General features: G+C 64.8%; 22 protein-coding genes. 13 read left to right on the plus strand and 9 right to left on the minus strand.

What is annotated here, in order from left to right; genetic code table 11:
- Position 1: 1 nt before the first annotated feature.
- From NKT35_RS06420 to NKT35_RS06430, 3 genes are all read left to right on the plus strand, one after another.
- Positions 2–466 (plus strand): NUDIX domain-containing protein, encoded by a 465-nt coding sequence (locus NKT35_RS06420; protein ID WP_254299940.1) that lies wholly within the window; start codon positions 2–4, stop codon positions 464–466.
- A complete protein-coding gene (locus NKT35_RS06425; RefSeq protein ID WP_254299942.1) occupies positions 459–1,127 on the plus strand; it encodes an O-methyltransferase in 669 nt (222 codons plus the stop codon). Before NKT35_RS06420 ends, NKT35_RS06425 begins: the two co-directional genes overlap by 8 nt.
- Positions 1,128–1,224: 97 nt before the next feature.
- Positions 1,225–1,869, plus strand: coding sequence for a hypothetical protein (locus NKT35_RS06430; RefSeq protein WP_254299944.1), 645 nt, complete (start codon positions 1,225–1,227; stop codon positions 1,867–1,869).
- Between the two features lie 137 nt (positions 1,870–2,006).
- On the opposite strand, the gene NKT35_RS06435 is transcribed toward NKT35_RS06430, so the two are convergent.
- From NKT35_RS06435 to NKT35_RS06470, 8 genes are all read right to left on the minus strand, one after another.
- Positions 2,007–3,080, minus strand: a complete 1,074-nt coding sequence (locus NKT35_RS06435) for an alginate lyase family protein (RefSeq protein ID WP_254299946.1) — start codon at positions 3,078–3,080, stop codon at positions 2,007–2,009.
- 72 nt (positions 3,081–3,152) lie between these two features.
- Positions 3,153–3,974, minus strand: a complete 822-nt coding sequence (locus tag NKT35_RS06440) for a class I SAM-dependent methyltransferase (RefSeq protein WP_254299948.1) — start codon at positions 3,972–3,974, stop codon at positions 3,153–3,155.
- Between the two features lie 431 nt (positions 3,975–4,405).
- Positions 4,406–5,074: an META and DUF4377 domain-containing protein gene (locus NKT35_RS06445; protein WP_254299951.1), complete on the minus strand. Its 669-nt coding sequence runs from the start codon at positions 5,072–5,074 to the stop codon at positions 4,406–4,408.
- 51 nt (positions 5,075–5,125) lie between these two features.
- Positions 5,126–5,800, minus strand: coding sequence for an META domain-containing protein (locus NKT35_RS06450; protein WP_254299953.1), 675 nt, complete (start codon positions 5,798–5,800; stop codon positions 5,126–5,128).
- A 67-nt stretch (positions 5,801–5,867) separates the two neighbouring features.
- Positions 5,868–7,241: an NAD(P)(+) transhydrogenase (Re/Si-specific) subunit beta gene (locus NKT35_RS06455; protein ID WP_254299955.1), complete on the minus strand. Its 1,374-nt coding sequence runs from the start codon at positions 7,239–7,241 to the stop codon at positions 5,868–5,870.
- A gap of 2 nt (positions 7,242–7,243) precedes the next feature.
- On the minus strand, positions 7,244–7,543 hold the full coding sequence (locus NKT35_RS06460; RefSeq protein ID WP_254299957.1) for a proton-translocating transhydrogenase family protein: 300 nt from the start codon (positions 7,541–7,543) through the stop codon (positions 7,244–7,246).
- Positions 7,536–8,702 carry a Re/Si-specific NAD(P)(+) transhydrogenase subunit alpha gene (locus NKT35_RS06465; protein WP_254299961.1) on the minus strand — a complete coding sequence of 389 codons (1,167 nt, stop codon included), beginning with the start codon at positions 8,700–8,702 and terminating at the stop codon, positions 7,536–7,538. The genes NKT35_RS06460 and NKT35_RS06465 overlap by 8 nt, the downstream gene beginning before the upstream one ends.
- A gap of 391 nt (positions 8,703–9,093) precedes the next feature.
- Positions 9,094–9,855: a substrate-binding periplasmic protein gene (locus tag NKT35_RS06470; protein WP_254299963.1), complete on the minus strand. Its 762-nt coding sequence runs from the start codon at positions 9,853–9,855 to the stop codon at positions 9,094–9,096.
- 132 nt (positions 9,856–9,987) lie between these two features.
- Here NKT35_RS06470 and NKT35_RS06475 point away from each other — a divergent pair, with 132 nt between their 5' ends.
- The 10 genes from NKT35_RS06475 (at position 9,988) to NKT35_RS06520 (ending at position 17,395) form a co-directional block, all read left to right on the plus strand.
- Positions 9,988–10,971, plus strand: a complete 984-nt coding sequence (locus NKT35_RS06475) for a sensor histidine kinase (protein ID WP_254299965.1) — start codon at positions 9,988–9,990, stop codon at positions 10,969–10,971.
- A gap of 20 nt (positions 10,972–10,991) precedes the next feature.
- Positions 10,992–11,582: a TMEM175 family protein gene (locus NKT35_RS06480; RefSeq protein WP_254299967.1), complete on the plus strand. Its 591-nt coding sequence runs from the start codon at positions 10,992–10,994 to the stop codon at positions 11,580–11,582.
- 63 nt (positions 11,583–11,645) lie between these two features.
- Positions 11,646–11,825: a DUF3460 family protein gene (locus NKT35_RS06485; RefSeq protein WP_254299969.1), complete on the plus strand. Its 180-nt coding sequence runs from the start codon at positions 11,646–11,648 to the stop codon at positions 11,823–11,825.
- Between the two features lie 60 nt (positions 11,826–11,885).
- Positions 11,886–12,551, plus strand: a complete 666-nt coding sequence (locus NKT35_RS06490) for a class I SAM-dependent methyltransferase (protein ID WP_254299972.1) — start codon at positions 11,886–11,888, stop codon at positions 12,549–12,551.
- 113 nt (positions 12,552–12,664) lie between these two features.
- Positions 12,665–13,078, plus strand: a complete 414-nt coding sequence (locus tag NKT35_RS06495; protein ID WP_254299974.1) for a biopolymer transporter ExbD — start codon at positions 12,665–12,667, stop codon at positions 13,076–13,078.
- Positions 13,075–13,965: a cell envelope integrity protein TolA gene (tolA, locus tag NKT35_RS06500; RefSeq protein ID WP_254299976.1), complete on the plus strand. Its 891-nt coding sequence runs from the start codon at positions 13,075–13,077 to the stop codon at positions 13,963–13,965. The genes NKT35_RS06495 and tolA overlap by 4 nt, the downstream gene beginning before the upstream one ends.
- A 28-nt stretch (positions 13,966–13,993) precedes the next feature.
- Positions 13,994–15,280, plus strand: coding sequence for a Tol-Pal system beta propeller repeat protein TolB (gene tolB / locus NKT35_RS06505; RefSeq protein ID WP_254299978.1), 1,287 nt, complete (start codon positions 13,994–13,996; stop codon positions 15,278–15,280).
- A 15-nt stretch (positions 15,281–15,295) separates the two neighbouring features.
- On the plus strand, positions 15,296–15,817 hold the full coding sequence (gene pal / locus NKT35_RS06510) for a peptidoglycan-associated lipoprotein Pal (protein ID WP_254299980.1): 522 nt from the start codon (positions 15,296–15,298) through the stop codon (positions 15,815–15,817).
- Between the two features lie 121 nt (positions 15,818–15,938).
- On the plus strand, positions 15,939–16,685 hold the full coding sequence (ybgF, locus tag NKT35_RS06515) for a tol-pal system protein YbgF (protein WP_254299982.1): 747 nt from the start codon (positions 15,939–15,941) through the stop codon (positions 16,683–16,685).
- A gap of 158 nt (positions 16,686–16,843) precedes the next feature.
- Positions 16,844–17,395 (plus strand): hypothetical protein, encoded by a 552-nt coding sequence (locus NKT35_RS06520; protein WP_254299988.1) that lies wholly within the window; start codon positions 16,844–16,846, stop codon positions 17,393–17,395.
- Positions 17,396–17,448: 53 nt separating this feature from the next.
- Here NKT35_RS06520 and NKT35_RS06525 read toward each other — a convergent pair whose 3' ends face one another.
- Positions 17,449–18,075, minus strand: coding sequence for a bifunctional 4-hydroxy-2-oxoglutarate aldolase/2-dehydro-3-deoxy-phosphogluconate aldolase (locus NKT35_RS06525; RefSeq protein WP_254299990.1), 627 nt, complete (start codon positions 18,073–18,075; stop codon positions 17,449–17,451).
- Positions 18,076–18,140 lie beyond the last annotated feature (65 nt).

Here is an 18,140-nt window from a genome sequence, read left to right on the forward strand (position 1 = left end):
CATGATCCATCGCTGCGCGGCTGCCGCCTTGATACGCGGCGGCCAAGTATTGCTGGGTCTGCGCGCGCCGGATCGCGCCTTTTATCCCGGCGTATGGGATGTGTTCGGCGGCCATCTTGAGTCCGGCGAAAGCGCCGAGGCGGCCTTGATGCGCGAGCTGCGCGAAGAGCTGGACATTGATATAGATGATCCGCGGCCGCTCGCCACGCTGCCCTTGCCGGGCGGAGAAGGCGACTGCCGGCTGTTCCTGGTCACACGCTGGCGCGGCGAGGTCCGCAATCTGCAGCCGGCGGAACACCAGCGCATCGCCTGGTTCGCGCCCGAGGAACTGCCGGGCCTGCCGCTCGCCGACCCGGCGTATCTGCCCTGGCTGCTCCCTTTGCTCGCCCCCCGATACGATCCGGATGCCTCTCGCCGCTCGTTTGCGAGCGCGCCACCCACCCTTGAGGAGAAACACCATGACTGACACCAATTGGACCCGCTTGGATGCGTATTACAGCGAACAGCTGGTCAAACAGGACGATGCGCTGCAAGCGGCGCTGGACGACAGCGCCGCCGCCGGCCTCCCCGCCATCCAGGTGCCGCCGAACCAGGGCAAGTTTCTGAATCTGCTGGCGCGCATCCATGGCGCCAAGCGGATTCTGGAAATCGGCACGCTGGGCGGCTACAGCGCCATCTGGCTGGCGCGCGCGCTGCCGGCGGACGGCAAGCTGGTGACGCTGGAATTCGAACCGCGCCATGTGGAAATCGCCGCCGCCAATCTGCGCCGCGCCGGCGTGGCGGACAAGGTGGAGATCCTGCAGGGCGACGCGGCGGCCTCGCTGCGCCGCTTGATCGAACAGCAGGCCGCGCCGTTCGACTTCATCTTCATCGATGCCGACAAACCCAATAATCCGCTGTATCTGGAACTGGCGCTGCAGCTGTCCCGTCCCGGCACCGTCATCGTCGGCGACAATGTGGCGCGCCAAGGCGAGGTCGGCAACGCCGCCAGCGCCGATCCGGCCATCCAGGGCATCCGCCGCTTTATCGAATTGATGGGCGATAACCCGCGGCTTTCCGCCACCGCGGTGCAAACCGTCGGCGCCAAGGGCTACGACGGCTTCGCCCTGGCCATTGTGGAGGCATAGCCGCTGGCCATCCGGCCAGGGACGCGGCTAGCGTTTTGGGCTGAAATGCAAGAGTCGGCCTGAAGGCCGGCTCTTTTCATTTTCAAAGGGGAATCGCATGAGCGGAATCATCGGCTATTGGGCGCAAACCTGGCTGGGCGAACCGCCGCACCCGCCGACCAATGCCAATGTCGGCATCGCGTTCAGCGGCTGGACCAACGTCGACAACGCCTTGTCGGAAAGCGCAGCCATCCATGACAGCCTGCAGGGCGCGAAGTACATCAGCCTGGGCGGCGGCAACGAAAACGGTTCTTTCAGCGCCGCGGCGGTGCAAAACATTACCGCCGCCATCCAGGCCGGCCGTTTCAGCGCTTACGACGGCATCGCCTACGATGTGGAAGAGGGCGAGGGCGGACTGTCGCAGTGGTTTGCCGAATCCTTCTCCGTCGCCAAGGCCAAGGGGCTGAAGGTCATCGTTACGGTCAGCCACTCGGCGCCCTACGGCGTGCCGGATGCCGCCGCGTTGATGCAGTCTTTCTTCACCGACAGCAATATCGACTACCTGTCTCCGCAGCTCTATACCTCCGGCTCGGAAACCGAGAACGACTTCACGCCGGGCGTGGTGCCATGGAGCGACTACGCCAAGTCCAGGGCGCCCATCGTTCCCAGCATCGTCACTGCCAATCTCTACCCCAGCGCGCAACAGTTCTTCGCCGACCTAGGCATCGCCACTGCCGGCTTCATTCAGTGGAATAACGGCTGAGCAGCCCGCCCGGCGGCAGTTCCCAGGGCCGCGAGCAAAAACCCGCGGCATGCCTGCGCCAAGCCGCGCCGACGCGGACCGCAGCCGTGGCGCGGCAAGAAGGCGCAGGGAAGCATCCAGGGTTTTGTGGGCGGCGCTTAGCCGGGCAGCCGTGAAATCAGCCAGCGCAAATGCGGGCGGCCGCCCGACAGCTTGAGCGCCAGATCGGCGTAGCCAGGCTCAAAGGCGGCGGCCAGCTCCAGCGTCGCAGCGGCGTTGCGCGGATCGTAAGCGGCGCCGATCACATGGCCGGCCTCGTGGTGGTCGGAGCGGGCCTTGTCGAAAGGCACGGCGCTGCCGACGAATTCCGCGTGGGTGCGGCTGCCGTCCAGATAGGGCCGCAGAAAGGCCACGCTTTTTTGCAGCGATGCGCCCGACGGCGCTTGCAGCCGGTAGAAGTCCTCGCCGCGCTCGGCGAAGGCCAGGGCCAAGGTCAACAAGGGCTGCAAATCGTAAGTGTGGTAGGACAGCGCGTCGCGCTCCTGAAAATCTATGCTTGAGCCATCCGGCAGCAGGTTGTCGCTCAACTGCTGTTTCAAACCATCGCGCGCATAGCGGATCAAAGCCTGGTCATTCAGCGCGAAGCCGATCAGGCCGACGATTTTCAGCCTGTGACTATGCCAGTTATTGGTGGCGGTTTTGCGCTTCATATTGCGAGAGGCGATTTCGGCCCGCGCCACCTCGCGCAGCCAGCCGTCTATCTTGTCCCGTTGAGCCTTGGGCAGATGATCACGCAGCAAGCGATAGCCAAAGATGGCCGGCTCCAAGCCGGTTTCGTCTATGGGATCGCCAGTGGGGCGGTTAGTCTCGGCCCAGGCCTGCAGATAAGCGCCAGCTTGCTTGAGATAGCGCGCGTCGCCATCCAGCGTCCACGCAATCGCCAGCGCCTGGATCTTGGCCATGTCGCGCAGCGCGGCTTCGGTCTGAACCTTCACCGGATCGCCGGCCAGCCGGCCTTCGGTGGACAAGGCCGCCACCGCTTGCGGCCCATCGCGCAGAGCAGCGTCGGCGATGCGTCGCTGCGCCTGGAAAACGGCGCTGGCATCCGCATCGCTCTCGGTCTGTCGCTGCAAAGCCTGCCATTGCTGGGTCGATGGCCACAACGTTTCAGCAGCGTGAAGGGGGAGTGAGAACGCGCCCAGCAACAGGGCGGCGGCGAGGCGTGGCTTCATGAGCGGCACCGGCGGCGGCGAAAGGCCCAAGTTAAGCCATCGCCGCGCGCCGGTCTAGCGCCGCGGCATGAATCAGTAGGCGAAACGCTCGCGCAGATCCATCAGGTTCAGCTCGTCCAGGATGGCCAGCTGGCGTTCGCGGGCGCTGCTCTTGCCCTTGCCGGTCTTCTTGGCGATGATCAGCTCGTTCTTCATCGAATGCTCCCAGCCCACCAGCTCGGTCACGGTCAGCTGATAGCCGCGCGCTTCCAGCTGCAGGCAGCGCAGCACATTGGTCAGCTGGCTGCCGAACTCGCGGGTGTGGATGGGGTGGCGCCACAGCTCGGACAACGGCGTCTTGCCGAAAGTCTCGTTCTTCTTCTGGCGCAGCACCGAGGCCACCTCGGCCTGGCAGCACGGCACCAGCACGATGTACTGCGCGTCCTTGGCCAGCGCGAAGCGGATGGCGTCGTCGGTGGCGGTGTTGCAGGCGTGCAGCGCGGTGATGATGTCCACCTGCTCCGGCAGCTCGGTGGAGGTGATGGACTGCTCCACCGTCAGATTCAGAAAGCCCATGCGCTCGAAGCCGAGGCGGTCGGCCAGCTCGCGCGACTTGTCCACCAGCTCCTGCCGCGTTTCCACGCCGTAGACGTGGCCGGCGGCCTTGTCCTTCAGGAACAGGTCGTAGAGGATGAAGCCGAGGTAGGACTTGCCGGCGCCGTGGTCGGCCAGCGTCATCGCGCCCTTTTTTTCCAGCACGTCGGCCATCAAGGGCTCGATGAACTGGTACAGGTGGTAAACCTGCTTCAGCTTGCGGCGGGTGTCCTGGTTGATCTTGCCGTCGCGGGTGAGGATGTGCAGCTCTTTGAGCAGCTCCAGCGATTGCTGGGGTTTGATTTCGGGAATCAGGCTCATGGCGGCCTCCTGCAAATTCAATCCAGCGATTGTAGCAGAGCGGCCGCCATGACCTATCTTGCAGACGCTTTAGCCACGGTCATGTCGTGGCTGCGTATTCTCAGGCAATGAAAACACGTATGCGACGCGCCCCATCTCCCCCTTCTGCGCGCGCCGCGAAAAATGCGGCGGGCAAGGTTTTAAGCCGCCGCTCTGTTCGATTGCCGCGCGACGGTAGCGCGCACTGCTGAGCGAATCAAAGATTTCGCACGCATGTAGTTTCGGCGGCGCCTTGCCTGGCGCATGTTTCTCGCGGTTTCGCGTGCGGCAGGGGCGTCCTGGGCTTGCAAGGGGCTGGCCGCGCAGCCCCCTTGTCCGTCCGCCGGGCGGAATCGGCACTCAAATCATCATCCGCGCAGCGGATTCAAAATCTGCCGCGCCGGAACAGCCGCTCAAGGCTTCTTCACGACTTCCTGCTCCACCACCAGATCCAGAATCCAGCGGATGGACGAGGCGTCGGCCGGCGGATTGTCCACCTTCACCTCCTTGATGCGCAGACGGTAGGCCACGCCCGGCTCGGGCTTGAAGCCTTCGATCTCGCCGTAATGGAGCTGCCAGGGCTTGGCTTTGTCGTCGCGCACCTGCAGGCATTGCATAGGCGCCACGCCGCTGCACGGCTTGCGTTCGGCGGCGACATAGATGAACTTGATCTCGCCCTGCGGCTGACGCTCGAAACGCAAGGTCTGCTCGCCGTCCGACAAGCGCAACTCATCGCCGACCAGGCGGGCGCTCATGCCGGCTTCCAGCTGATGCCTGAGCTTGGCGTCGCGCTGCATCGCCTCGGGCGGGCACATCATCAGCGTGGCGGCCAGCCGTTCGGAGCGGATCGCACCCTGGCTCAGGGAGAAAGGCCCGAACATGCCGTTGCAGCCGGCCTTGGCGAACAAGCGCTCTTGGTCGATGCGCAGCAGGATGGCCTGCTCGCCCGCACCGGCCTGCTTCCATTCGCCCTGCAACTGGGCCGCGGTGGGAACCACGCCCTCGGCGACCGGCGTGGAGGAAGTGGCGCAGCCGGCCAACAGCGTGGCGGCCAGCGCAAGCGGGAGCAATCGTTTCTGCATCGTCATGTCCTGATAAATAAGCTTGGACGCGCCGCGCCGGCCAGGGTTCCGTCAATCCGCCAAGGGCGCGACGTTTTCCTGGTACACCACCTTCAGCAATTGCAGCGCCAGGCGGCCGTCATTGGCCTCGCCCTGCAGCTTCAGGTAATAGCTGCTGCCGGCCTCCGGCGCGAAGCCGGCAATGGCGCCGCGGTATTCGCGCCACGGACCGCTCTCGCTCTCGCGCACCTGCAAACAGCCTGCCGCCTGGCCGGCGCAGGGTTGGCTCGCCACATACCAGTACTGTTCGCCCAGCCGCGGCTGCGCCGCTTCGGCCTGCGTCGCGGCGGGTTTGAATGGGGGCGGGATGTCGGCGGTGGGCTGGCTGCGGGCGAAACGGTATTGCTGCTTGCCGGCGCGCAGGGTCAGATGCTGCAGCTTTTCATCCGGCAACAGCTGGAAAGGCGCGGACAACAGCTTGAGCAGCGCATGCTCGCGCTGCATCACTTCCGGCGCGCACAGCTTGCGGGTGGACGCCACTTGATGCTTGCCGTCGCCGTCCAGGCCAAGGGTAAAACGGTTGCAGCCGGAGAAGCCGCTGATCTGGTTGTCGGCGATGCTCAAGCTGGGGCGGGGATCGGGCTGGGAGGGCGACTCCAGCAGCCATTCGGTGTGTTGCAGGTCAGGCATGGCCTGGACGGGCAGCATCATGCTGCCGCTGATCAGAATGGCGCTGAGCGCGGGCATACGGTCTCCTTTATGGATGTGAAGGGCCGGACCGCCAGCCGGCGGCCGGCCCAGACCTGCTGTCCGCTCAATGTACTGCGTTTTTCAGCAAGTCCTCCACTACCTTTTTAGCATCGCCGAACACCATCATGGTTTTGTCCATGTAAAACAGCTCGTTATCCAGGCCGGCATAGCCGGCGTTCATCGAGCGTTTCACCACCACCACATTGCGGGCCTTGTGCGCCTCCAGAATGGGCATGCCGTAGATCGGGCTGGCCTTGTCCTTTTGCGCCGCCGGATTGACCACGTCGTTGGCGCCTATCACCAGCACCACGTCGGTGGTGGAGAAGTCGGCGTTGATCTCCTCCATCTCCAGCACATGCTCGTAAGGCACTTCGGCCTCGGCCAGCAGCACATTCATATGGCCCGGCATGCGGCCGGCCACCGGGTGGATGGCGTAGCGGACGTTGACGCCCTTCTCGTGCAACAGCTCGGCGAACTCCTGCAAGGCATGCTGCGCCCGCGACACCGCCAGGCCATAGCCCGGCACGATCACCACCTGGTCGGCGTTGGACATCAGGAAGGCCGCGTCTTCGGCGCTGCCGCTCTTGTAGGGCTTGGCCTCGGCGGAGACCGCCGCGCCGCCCGCCGCCGCCTCGGCGCCGAATCCGCCCAGGAGCACGCTGACGATGGAGCGGTTCATCGCCTTGCACATGATGTAGGACAGAATCGCGCCGGAGGAACCGACGCAAGCGCCGGAAATGATCAGCACTGGGTTGTTCAGCGTGAAGCCGATGCCCGCTGCCGCCCAGCCGGAATAGCTGTTGAGCATGGACACCACCACCGGCATGTCCGCGCCGCCGATCGGGATGATCAGCGTCACGCCCAAGGCCAGCGCCACCGCCACCATGGCCAGGAAGGCCGCCTGGCTGTCGGTGAAGAAATAGGCCAGGCCGAATCCGACCATGGCCAGCGCCAGGATCAGGTTGAGCGGATGCTGGCCGGCGAAGTGTATGGCCTTGGCGCCGAAGCGGCCGGACAGCTTGCCGTAGGCGATGACCGAGGCGGTGAAGGTGATCGCGCCGATAAAAGCGCCGATGAACAGCTCCACCTTCTGCACCGGCGTATGCTCGACGCCGCCGTGGAAGATGGCGGCCACGGCGATCAGCACCGCCGACAGGCCCACCAGCGAGTGCATCGCCGCCACCAGTTCCGGCATGCCGGTCATTTCCACCGTGCGCGCCTTCCAGCCGCCGATGAGCGCGCCGGCGGCGATGGCGCCGATGATCAGCGTCAGCACCGGCTTGTCCAGGATGGCGAAGGTGGTCAGCACCGCGATGGCCATGCCGACGATGCCGTAAAGATTGCCGCGCCGCGCCGACGCCGGGCTGGACAGCCCTTTTAACGCCAGGATGAACAAAACGGCGGCGACCAGATAAAGAACCGCTGAAACATTCTGCATCGTTATCCCCTGTTCTTTTTCTTGAACATGTCCAGCATGCGCTGGGTCACCAGGAAGCCGCCGAAGATGTTGATGCTGGCCAGGAAGATGGCGATGGCGCCCAGCACCGAGGTGACGGTGATCTGCTGGCCGTTGATGTCCACCACCTGCAGCATGGCGCCGACGACGATGATGCCGGAGATGGCGTTGGTGACGGCCATCAGCGGCGTGTGCAGCGCCGGGGTGACGTTCCATACCACGTGGTAGCCGACGAAGACGGCCAGCACGAAAACGGTGAGGCTGGCGATGAAGGGATCAACCATGTTGCGGCTCCTTGTCTTGTTGAACGGCGGCGGCCGGGGCCGGCGCGGCGCCGAAGCGCTGCTCGCCCTGATGCGTGATCAGGGTGGCGGCCAGCAAATCGTCGCTCAGATCGATGTTCAGCCCCTCCGGCGTCAGCAGCAGGCCGAGGAAAGTCAGCAGATTGCGGGCGTACAGGCTGGAGGCGTCGGCCGCCAGCATGGCCGGCAGATTGGTCAGCCCCACCACGTGCACGCCGTTGTCGGACAGATGGGCTTCGCCCGGGCAGGTCATTTCGCAGTTGCCGCCGGCTTCGGCCGCCAGATCCACGATCACCGAGCCCGGCCGCATCGCCGCCACCGCCGCGGCTTGCAGCAAGATGGGGGCCGGCTTGCCGGGGATCAGCGCGGTAGTAATGACGATGTCGGCGGCGGCGGCGCGCTTGGCCAGCAGCTCGTTTTGCCGCGCCAGGAACTCGGGCGTCATCTCGCGGGCGTAGACTCCGGAGCTGGCCGCTTTTTCCTCGTCGCTCATCGGCACCTCGACGAACTTGGCGCCCAGCGACTCCACCTGCTCGCGGGTGGCGGGGCGCACATCGTAGGCCTCCACCACCGCGCCCAGCCGTTTGGCGGTGGCGATGGCCTGCAGGCCGGCCACGCCTACGCCCAACACCAGCACGCGGGCGGCTTTCACCGTGCCTGCGGCGGTCATCAGCATGGGCATGAAGCGCGGGTAATATTGGCCTGCCAGCAGCACCGCCTTGTAGCCGGCGATATTGTTCTGGCTGGAGAGCACGTCCATGCTTTGCGCGCGGGTGGTGCGCGGCAGCAGCTCCAGAGAGAAAGCCGACACCCCGCGCGCCGCCAGCGTGGGCAGCAGGGGGTTGTGATAGGGGGACAGCATGCCGGCCACGATCACGCCGGGTTTCAGCGCGTCCAGATCAGCCTCTTGCGGCGAACGCACGCACAAGACGATGTCGGCGCTTTCCAGCAGGGCGCGCCGCGAGTCGACCACGCGGGCGCCCGCGTCTTCATAAGCGGCGTCGGGAATGGCGGCCGCCAGGCCGGCGCCGCGCTCCACCGCGACGGCATGGCCGGCGCCGACCAGCTTTTTCACCGTTTCCGGCGTCGCCGCCACACGGTGTTCGCCGGACAGCCGCTCGGCTGGGATGACGATCTGCATCTCAATACTCCTGCTAACTAATGGGATAAGGAAAATCAGGAATCGGAATGGCCGTGCGCGGCTGTGTGTAACGGCCGTTTGAAAAACATTAAAAGCATGTTGCAGTGCATTATGCAAGCCATATATTGACTACCGTATATCGTCGGACAAACCTGTCTCAACTGGGCGATAGGACATGCCAATGCAAGGGCGAACCACTAGCAGGGAATTGCAGCAGAAGCAGATGAAAGGCGTATGACAGTTCATCGACGGCCTTGGAGAAAGCGGCTGGTCCGGACCCGCGACAGCGCCGCGCATTTGTTGCCATGCAGCAACGCTAGCGCGGCGGCAAGCCGGAACCTAGTCGGGAAAACCGCACAATCGCAGGCTGTTTGCGCCAGATCAGCGCCGGCTACTGTCCCATGCCGCTGCCGCGGTACAGATCCAGCCGGAAACGCTCCAGCGTGCCGTCGGCGCGCAGCTTGGCCAGGCCGGCGTTGAAGCGGGCCATCAGCTGGGCATTGGCCGGCGAGCGCCGCATCAGCAAATGGCCGTATTGCACGCTGAAGGGCTTGGTTTCGGTGGTGATCAAATCATGCGCGCCGCGCGGAAACGCGTCGGACGCCAACAGCTGCCAGCCGGTGAACTCGTCAAGCGGAAACAAATCAATTCGTCCCGCCAGCAGCTTGAGCAGATTGACGCGGTCGTCGTCGGCCTCCTCAACGGCCAGCAAACCTTGGCGGGCCAACTGGCGGAATTCGACGGTATAGCTGTAGCCGCGCGTCGAGCCGAAGCGCAGGCTGTTCAGGTCGGACAGCTTTTGCCAGTTCGGCACCGCCCTATCCTTGCGATGAAACAACACCTCCCGGTGCTCCGATATCGGCGCGCTGTACAGAAACTCCTTGGCCTTGACCGGGTCGTCGAACCAGAAGGAGCTGGCCTGCACGCTGCCGTTGCGCAGGGACTCCAGCGCCCGCGCCCAGGGCAGATAGTCGAAACGCACCGCGATGCCCTCACGGGCGAAAGCCTCGCGCACCACGCGGTTGACGAAGCCATCGCCCTGCAGTTTCTCGCCGCTCCATGGCGCGTATTCGCCGGTGGAGATCAATAACTCGACCGCCGCCGCCCAGCCCATCCAGCACAGCAACAGCGCACCCGCCAGCCAACGTTTCATCGAGCGCCTCCCTGGTCTAGCGCCATCAGGCCGCCGGCCAGGCGCAAGGGCCCTCGCCGACACTCCGTTATACACTGCGCCTCGCGCGGCGGCTTGCTATGATGGCCCCATTCCCCAGCCCGCGACTCCATCATGGCTCCTGCCGATGCCCGCCCGTCCACGCTGCCCGATTTCCGCAATCAGGGCATCATGCTGCGCGTCTTGCTGCTGCCTTTGCTCTTGCTGTTCGCGTCCGGCTTGCAGGCCCTGGCCTCGCCCGATCCTTGGTGGCGCTGGCTGCAAACCGCCATGGCGCTGCTGCCCGGCAGCCTGTTGACGCTGGCGGCGCTGGCCTGGCTCTCGCCCTGGCTGGCCCGGCGCAGCCGCGGCCCGCTGTGGGTGGCGGGGTTAACCGGCCTGTGTTTCGGCCTGTGCCAGTGGCGGCTGTCTCTGGACGGCCGGCTGGGCTGGCCCACGCCGGCGCTGGCCATGCTGGCCGCGCTGCTGCTGCTGCATTATCTGGCCTTGCGCCAGCGCGCCCTGTCGCCCGCGCTGGCCGAAGCCCGCCTCACCGCGCTGCAGGCGCGCATCCGTCCGCACTTTCTGTTCAACAGCCTGAATGCGGCCATCGCCCTGATCCGCGCCCAGCCGCAAAAGGCGGAAACCGTGCTGGAAGACCTGGCCGAACTGTTCCGCGCCCAGATGGCCGAGCCCGATCGCGCCTCCACGCTGGCGCGCGAGATCGAGCTGGCCAAGATGTACCTGGCCATCGAAACCGAGCGGCTGGGGCCGCGGCTCAAGGTGGTCTGGCGGATCGACGCCCCGCTGGACGCGCTGCTGCCGCCGCTGATTCTGCAGCCCTTGGCGGAAAACGCCGTCTGCCATGGCGCGGAACGGATGCCCGGCGAGGCGGAGATCGTCATCGCCGCCCGCTTGAAGGCCGGCCTGCTGGAACTGACGCTGGACAACCCGGCCCCGCCCGGCGCCGGCCGCGAGGGCGGTAGCGGCATGGCCTTGAGCAATTTGCGCGAACGGCTGGCCTTGTTCTTCGACGCCGAAGCCTCGATGGAAACAGCAGAAGAGTACGGCCGCCACCTGACCCGAGTCCGGCTTCCCTACCGCCGCGATACGCGCTAAACCGAATAGGGAGGCTAGACATGGAAAAGAACCGGCTGGAGGCGTTCAGCGACGGCGTGATCGCCATCATCATCACCATCATGGTGCTGGACCTGCACATTCCGCACGACACCACGTTCGGCGCGCTGCTGCAGCTATGGCCCATCTTCCTGTGCTATCTGCTGAGCTTTGTCTACGTCGGCATTTACTGGAACAATCATCATCACTTCTACCACGCCACCTGCCGCATCGACGGCCGGGTGCTGTGGGCCAATCTGCACCTGCTGTTCTGGCTGTCCTTGATTCCCTTCGTCACCGGCTGGATGGGCGAGAACCATTTCCAGCCGCTGCCGGTGGCCTTGTACGGCGTGGTGTTGCTGATGTGCTCCCTGGCCTGGTGGCTGATGCAGGCGGCGCTGCTGTGCCTGCCGGGCAACCGCACCCATTTGTCGGAAGCGCTGGGCAATGACATCAAGGGCAAGATCTCGCCGCTAGGCTATTTGCTGGCCATCGCGCTGGCCTGGGTCGCGCCATGGCTGTCCGGCCTGCTCTATCTGGCCGTGGCCCTGCTGTGGCTGGCGCCGGACCGCCGCATCGAAAAGCTGTTGCAGGAAGAACGGGATGCGGCCTAAGCAGCATGGCGGCATGGCCGCGAATCGATTAAAATTGTCCGATCAGCAACCGAGGAGGGTACGATGTACCAGTCCGAATTCACCCAATTCATGAACGGCTTCCTGGAAAAAAATCCGGAAGTGGACAATCAGCGCCGCGAACTGCGCCTTACCCTGTGGGACCGCGATGTGGATCTGGAAGCCCAGCGCCGCTACACGGAATCGCGCGTGCCGCAAAAGCCTTACGTCTACCAGCCGGAATAAGCGCCGGCCAGACCTGATCGACGCCCCTCGCGGGCGTTTTGTCATTTTGAAAGCTCCAGCATGACCCGTCACACCGTCGCGCTCAGCAGCGCCCTTGCCTCCTACCTGTTCGATATCGCCGTCGTCGAGCACCCGGTGCAGCGCGAATTGCGCGAATTCACCGCCGGCCACCGCCTGGCCAAGATGCAGATCTCGCCGGACCAGGGCCAGTTCATGGGCTGGCTGGCCAAGCTGATCGGCGCGCGCCGCTATCTGGAAATCGGCGTATTCACCGGCTACAGCGCGCTGACCGTGGCGCTGGCGATGCCGCAGGACGGCGAGGTGGTGGCTTGCGACGTCAGCGAAACCTTCACCGGCATCGCCCGCGAATACTGGGCCAAGGCCGGCGTCGCCGAGCGCATCGATCTGCGGCTGCAGCCGGCGCTGAATACGCTGCGCGAATTGCTGGAGCAAGGCCGCGCCGGCAGTTTCGACCTGGCCTTCATCGACGCCGACAAGCCGAGCTACCGCGATTATTTCGAAACCTGCCTTGAGCTGGTTCGCCCCGGCGGCGTCATCGCCATCGACAATATCTTCCTGTCCGGCCGCGTGGTGGAGCCCAAGCCGGAAGACCCGCCCGGCGTCCATCTGGTGCATGCTTTCAACGCCAGCCTGAAGACCGATCCGCGCATCCAGATGTGCGTGCTGCCGATAGGCGACGGCCTGACGCTATGCACCCGCCGCTAGCCGCCTCGCATGAACTTTGCCGCCGCCTGGCAGTCTGAAATGTTTTGTCCACCGCATCGGCGGCCGCGCCGGTGCTATGATCACCGTTTGACCGAGCCGAGTCCGAATTCTTCATGCTGAACCGCCGTCCCCGCCGCCAGATGAACCAGATGAACGTCGTGCCCTATATCGACGTGATGCTGGTCCTGCTGGTGATCTTCATGGTCACCGCGCCGATGTTCACCCCGGGCGTCATCGATGTGCCCAGCGTCTCGCAGGCCGCATCCATCGACGTCCGTCCGCTGGAAGTCACCGTGGACGCCAGCGGCAAGATCGAGCTGATAGACGGCGAGCAGAAAACCCGCGTCGATTCGCTGGATGATCTGGCCAGCCAACTCAAGGGCCTGGTCGGCGACGGCCAGCGTCCGGTGGCCATTTCCGCCGACGCCAACCTCAAATACGCCGACGTGCTGAAGATCGCCGATAGGCTGCACCAGGCCGGCATCAAGCGCGTGGCGCTGACCGTGAAGCAAACCGCCAAGCCATGAGTTCGCCGTCCTCCGTTCGCCCTTGGTCGCTGCTGGTTTCGGCGCTATTCCACGCCGCCGTGATCGGCCTGCTGCTGTGGGGCGGCCTGCAAACCACGCCGCCGCAAAATCCGGCGCCGCTGGCGCTGGAGCTGTGGACCACCGCTCCGCCGCCTCCGCCAGCCGTCACCGCCCCCGTCGCTCCCGCCCCCGCGCCGGAACCGGCGCCCGAACCCAAACCGGTGGCGGACATGCCGCCGGCCGACGTGAATCTGGGCAAGAAAGAGCCGCCCAAGCCCAAGCAAGAGGCGCCAAAACCGGAAGCGAAGCCGGCGGCCGAACCCAAACCCGAACCGAAAAAACCGAAACCGGAGCCCAAACCGGCCGAGCCGGAGAAAAAGCCGCACGCCAAACCGGCGGAAAAAGCGCCGGAGAAGAAAGAAGCCAAGCCGGCGGCGACCCCGCCCGCGGCCAAACCGGGCCATAAAACCGCCAAGGCCTATAACAACGAGGCCGACGATCTGCTTTCCAGCCTGGACAGCACGCGCACCAGCGGCAAGCCCAACGCGCGCAGCGACCAGGCCGGCAGCAAGCACGGCGTGGCCGGCGGCGCGGTCAACGGCTCCGGCGTCAGCGCCGGCTGGATCGATCTGGTGAAGGCCAAAGTGACGCCTCTGGTGCAGATTCCGCCGGCCATGGCCGGCAATCCGGAAGCGCAAGTGCGGGTGACGCTGTTGCCCACCCTGGAAGTGAAATCCGTGCAGTTGGTGAAAAGCAGTGGCGTGCCGGCTTATGATGACGCCGTGCAGCGCGCGGTATGGGAAGCCAAAACCTTCCCCCGTCTGCCGGCCGGCGCCAACTTCAACGACGGCTACCGGACTTTTGTTCTGAAATTCCGCCCGCACTGAACGGGCGGCGCGAAGCCTTGAGGAAAACATGTCGAGTCTGAAAGCCCTGCTGCGGGGCGTGCTGGTGGCGGCGATGCTGGTCGCCGGCAGCGCCCGCGCCGAACTGAATATCGAAATCATCGGCGGCGGCGCCAGCCGCCACGCCATCGCCGTCACGCCGTTCAAGGACGAAGGCCCGATCCAGGGCAATCTGACGCCGGTGATCCGCAACGACCTGGAACTGTCCGGCGCCTTCCGCATGGTGGATCCGTCCACCGTCGCCAATGTGCCGTTCGAGCCCGCCGACATCCGCTATCCGCTGTGGCAGGCGGCAGGCGCGCAGTCCATCGCCATCGGCAAGGTGGAAAACGTTGCCGGCGGCCAGATCAAGATCAGCTTCCGGCTGATGGACATTTCCCAGCACAAGCAGCTGACCGGCGGCGAATTCACCGTCACGCCGGACCGCAGCCGCCAGGTGGCGCACGCGATAGCGGACATGATCTATGAAGCCATCACCGGCCAGAAAGGCTTCTTCAACACCCGTCTCGCCTATGTGCTGAAATCCGGCCGCAGCTACGCCTTGCAGATTTCCGATGTGGACGGCCAGCGCAGCCAGACCATTCTGCGTTCGACCGAACCCATCATCTCGCCCAGCTGGAGCCCGGACGGCCGCTACATCGCCTATGTGTCCTTCGCCAGCCAGAAGCCGGTGATCTGGATTCAAGACCTAGCCACCGGCCAGCGCCGCGTCGCCGCCAACTTCAAGGGCAGCAATTCCGCGCCGGCCTGGAGCCCGGACGGCAGCAAGCTGGCGGTGGTGCTGACCACCAGCGGCAACTCGCAGGTCTACATCATCAATGCCGCCGGCGGCTCGCCGCGCCGGCTGATGAGCAATGGCGGCATCGACACCGAGCCGACCTTCAGCCCCGACGGCAGCATGGTGTACTTCGTTTCCGACCGCAGCGGCAGCCCGCAGATCTATCGCGTGCCGCTGTATGGCGGCGACGCCCAGCGCGTGACCTTCGAGGGCAATTACAATGTTTCGCCCAAAATCTCGCCGGATGGCAAAACCTTGGCCTATATTCGCCGCGCCGCGGGCAATTTCAAAGTAATCTCGCAAGACCTTGCAACTAATGACACTCGTCTATTGTCAGATGGTAGTTACAGTGAGCGCCCAAGCTTCGCCCCTAACGGCAGCATGGTGCTGTACTCCAGCGATATCGGCGGCAGAAGCGTGTTGTACGCGGCTACCGCCGACGGCAGCAGCAAGGTGAAACTGGCAGTGCTCAATGGTGATGTACAGGACCCGGCATGGGGTCCATTCAATAATCCTTGATTTGGGAGCCAAACAATGAACCTGAAACAACTCGCCCTCGCCACCAGCGTCGCCACCCTGCTCGCCGCCTGCGCCAGCACCAAGCCGGCTGAAACCCCGGCCGCGCCGGCCGCTCCGGCTCCGAAAGTGGAAGCGCCGGTCACCTCCGGCACCACCGCGCCGCAAGCTGCCATGGATCCGCTGAACGACCCGAACAGCCCGCTGGCCAAGCGCAGCGTGTATTTCGCCTTCGACTCCTCCGCCATCGACGGCGAAGGCAAAACCACCGTCGCCAACCACTCCGATTACCTGAAGAGCCAGGATGGCAAGAAGGTCATCATCCAAGGCAACACCGACGCCCGCGGCAGCCGCGAATACAACCTGGCCCTGGGCCAACGCCGCGCCGAAAGCGTCAAGCACGCCATGCAAGTGCTGGGCGTGAAGGAACAGCAGCTGGAAGCCGTCAGCTTTGGCAAGGAAAAGCCTAAGGCCACCGGCAACACCGACGCCGACTACGCCGAAAACCGCCGCGCCGACATCGTCTACCAAGGCCAGTAAGGCGGGCCTGCCGGTCGGCTGAGCCTGCCCGGCCGGTGCCAAGCCGGATATCGTCGGGGCTGGCGCGAATGCGCCAAACCGCTATGATATCCGGCTGTTCCATTCTACTTTCGGGATACCCATGAAACGCCTCGCCCTCAGTAGCGCGCTGTTGCTGTTCCTGAACGGCTGCGCGTCCACCAGCGATCTGGAAGAGACCCGCCGCCAACTGGCCCAGGTAAACCAGCAAGCCACCAACCGCATCGCCGCGGTGGAAACCAAGCTGTCCAACGACAAACTGTTGGAAATGGTCAGCCAGGTGGACAGCCTGAAGGCTGAAGTCGCCAAGCTGCGCGGCGACGTGGAAGTGTTGAACTACAATCTGCAAACCACGCAAAAGCGCCAGAATGATCTGTATAACGATCTGGACGGCCGCCTGGGCAAGCTGGAAGGCGCGCCGGGCAAACAGGATGCGTCGCAGCCCGCCGCCCAGCAGCAGGCCGCCGTCGCCGGGGACAGCCAGTCCGCGCCGGATTACGACAAGGCGCTGAATCTCTTGCGTTCGCGCGATTTCCCGCGCGCCATCAACGCGCTGTCGCTGTTCATCCAGCAGAACCCGCAAGCGCCGCAGGCCGCCGAGGCCAGCTACTGGCTGGGCGTCGCCCACACCGCGCTGCGCCAATACGATTCCGCCATCGACATCCACCGCCGCTTCGTCGAGCAATATCCCAACAGCCACTTCGCGCCGGAAGCCCTGCGCAATATCGGCAACTGCCAGCGCGACCTGGGCCAGGTGGATCAAGCCAAGGCCACCTACCGCCGCCTGATCAAGCTCTACCCCAAGACCGATTCGGCGCAGAAAGCCAAACAGGCGCTGGCCAAGCTATAACGGTTGCGCCATCGTAGCGCGGGTTGGCCCCAGGCCATACCCGCGACCCACACCGCTTTACCCCCTTCTACTGCGTTGCAGCGCGATTCTGTCGTCCCACGACAATGACAAAGGCATTGAAATTGGATAGCCTGGATATTTTCTGACGAAACCATCCCATGCGTTCCGCTCTCGCCGTCATCACCGTCAGCTTCGCCCTTGCCCACGCCCATGCCCATGCCGAAACCATCAGTAGTCCCGCGCAAACGCTTTACCAACAGGATCAGGCAGACCGTAAGCAACTGAAGTCGCAGCCCTCCGAAAAACAAGACTGGCCCGCCTTGCGGGCGCGCGACCAACAAAGGCGCGAAACCATGCTGCAGCTGCTGCGAGAAGCAAAACTACACTCCTCGGCCGATTATTTCGCCGCCGCCATGGTGTTTCAACACGGCGACAGCGCCGACGACTACCGGCTCGCCTTTTCCTTGGCCACGCTCGCCCAGACGCTAGACGACGCCAAACCGGAAACCCGCTGGCTCACGGCGGCAAGCTGGGACCGCTTGCTGCTGAAACTGGGCAAACCGCAGTGGTACGGCACCCAGTTCGAGCGCGACGCCGCCGGCAAGCTGAAGCTCAGCCCGATAGACGCCGCCGCCGTCGATGATGCGGAACGGGCGCGCCTGAATGTCCCGCCCTTGGCGCAAGCCGGCGCGCCTGCCAGCGCCAAATAAGACAAAAAAAAACAGGCCGCATCGCGGCCTGTCTTGTTTGGCGAAGGTCGAGATCAACCCGCCGACAATTGGCAGGCTTCGCGCGCCAGTTGGGTGATGCGGTCCCAGTCACGGGCGGCGATGGCGTCGTCCGGCGTCAGCCAGCTGCCGCCCACGGCCAGCACATTCGGCAGCGCCAGGTATTCCGGCGCCTTCTTGATGTCGATGCCGCCGGTCGGGCAGAAGCGCAGGTCCGGGAAAGGGCTGGCCAAAGACTTCAGCAGCTTGACGCCGCCGACGGCTTCGGCCGGGAACAGCTTCAGCGTGTTGAAGCCTTCGTCTTGCGCCCACATCGCTTCGGACGGGGTAGCGATGCCGGGGATCAGCGTCAGGCTGGACGCGCGCGCCGCCGAGGCCAATTCGCCGGTGAAGCCCGGGCTGATGCCGAACTGCGCGCCGGCGTCCACAGCCGCTTCCAACTGGGCGCGGTTGCGCAGCGTGCCGGCGCCGACGATGGCTTCCGGCACTTCGTCGCGCATGCGGCGCATCGCCGCCAGCGCGGCCTTGGTGCGCAGCGTCACTTCCAGCACCTTGATGCCGCCGGCCACCAGCGCGTGGGCCAGGTCCACCGCCACGGCGGCGTCGTTGACGATGATCACCGGAACCACCGGGCCCTGGCGCAGTACAGTCAAAGCATCCATTTTTTTCTCCTGTTAGCGGCCGACGCGCCTGAAGCGCGCCGTCCTGCCGAATCGTTCAAGCCAGT

The sequence above is a fragment of the Chromobacterium sp. IIBBL 290-4 genome (assembly GCF_024207115.1).
GTDB lineage: Bacteria > Pseudomonadota > Gammaproteobacteria > Burkholderiales > Chromobacteriaceae > Chromobacterium.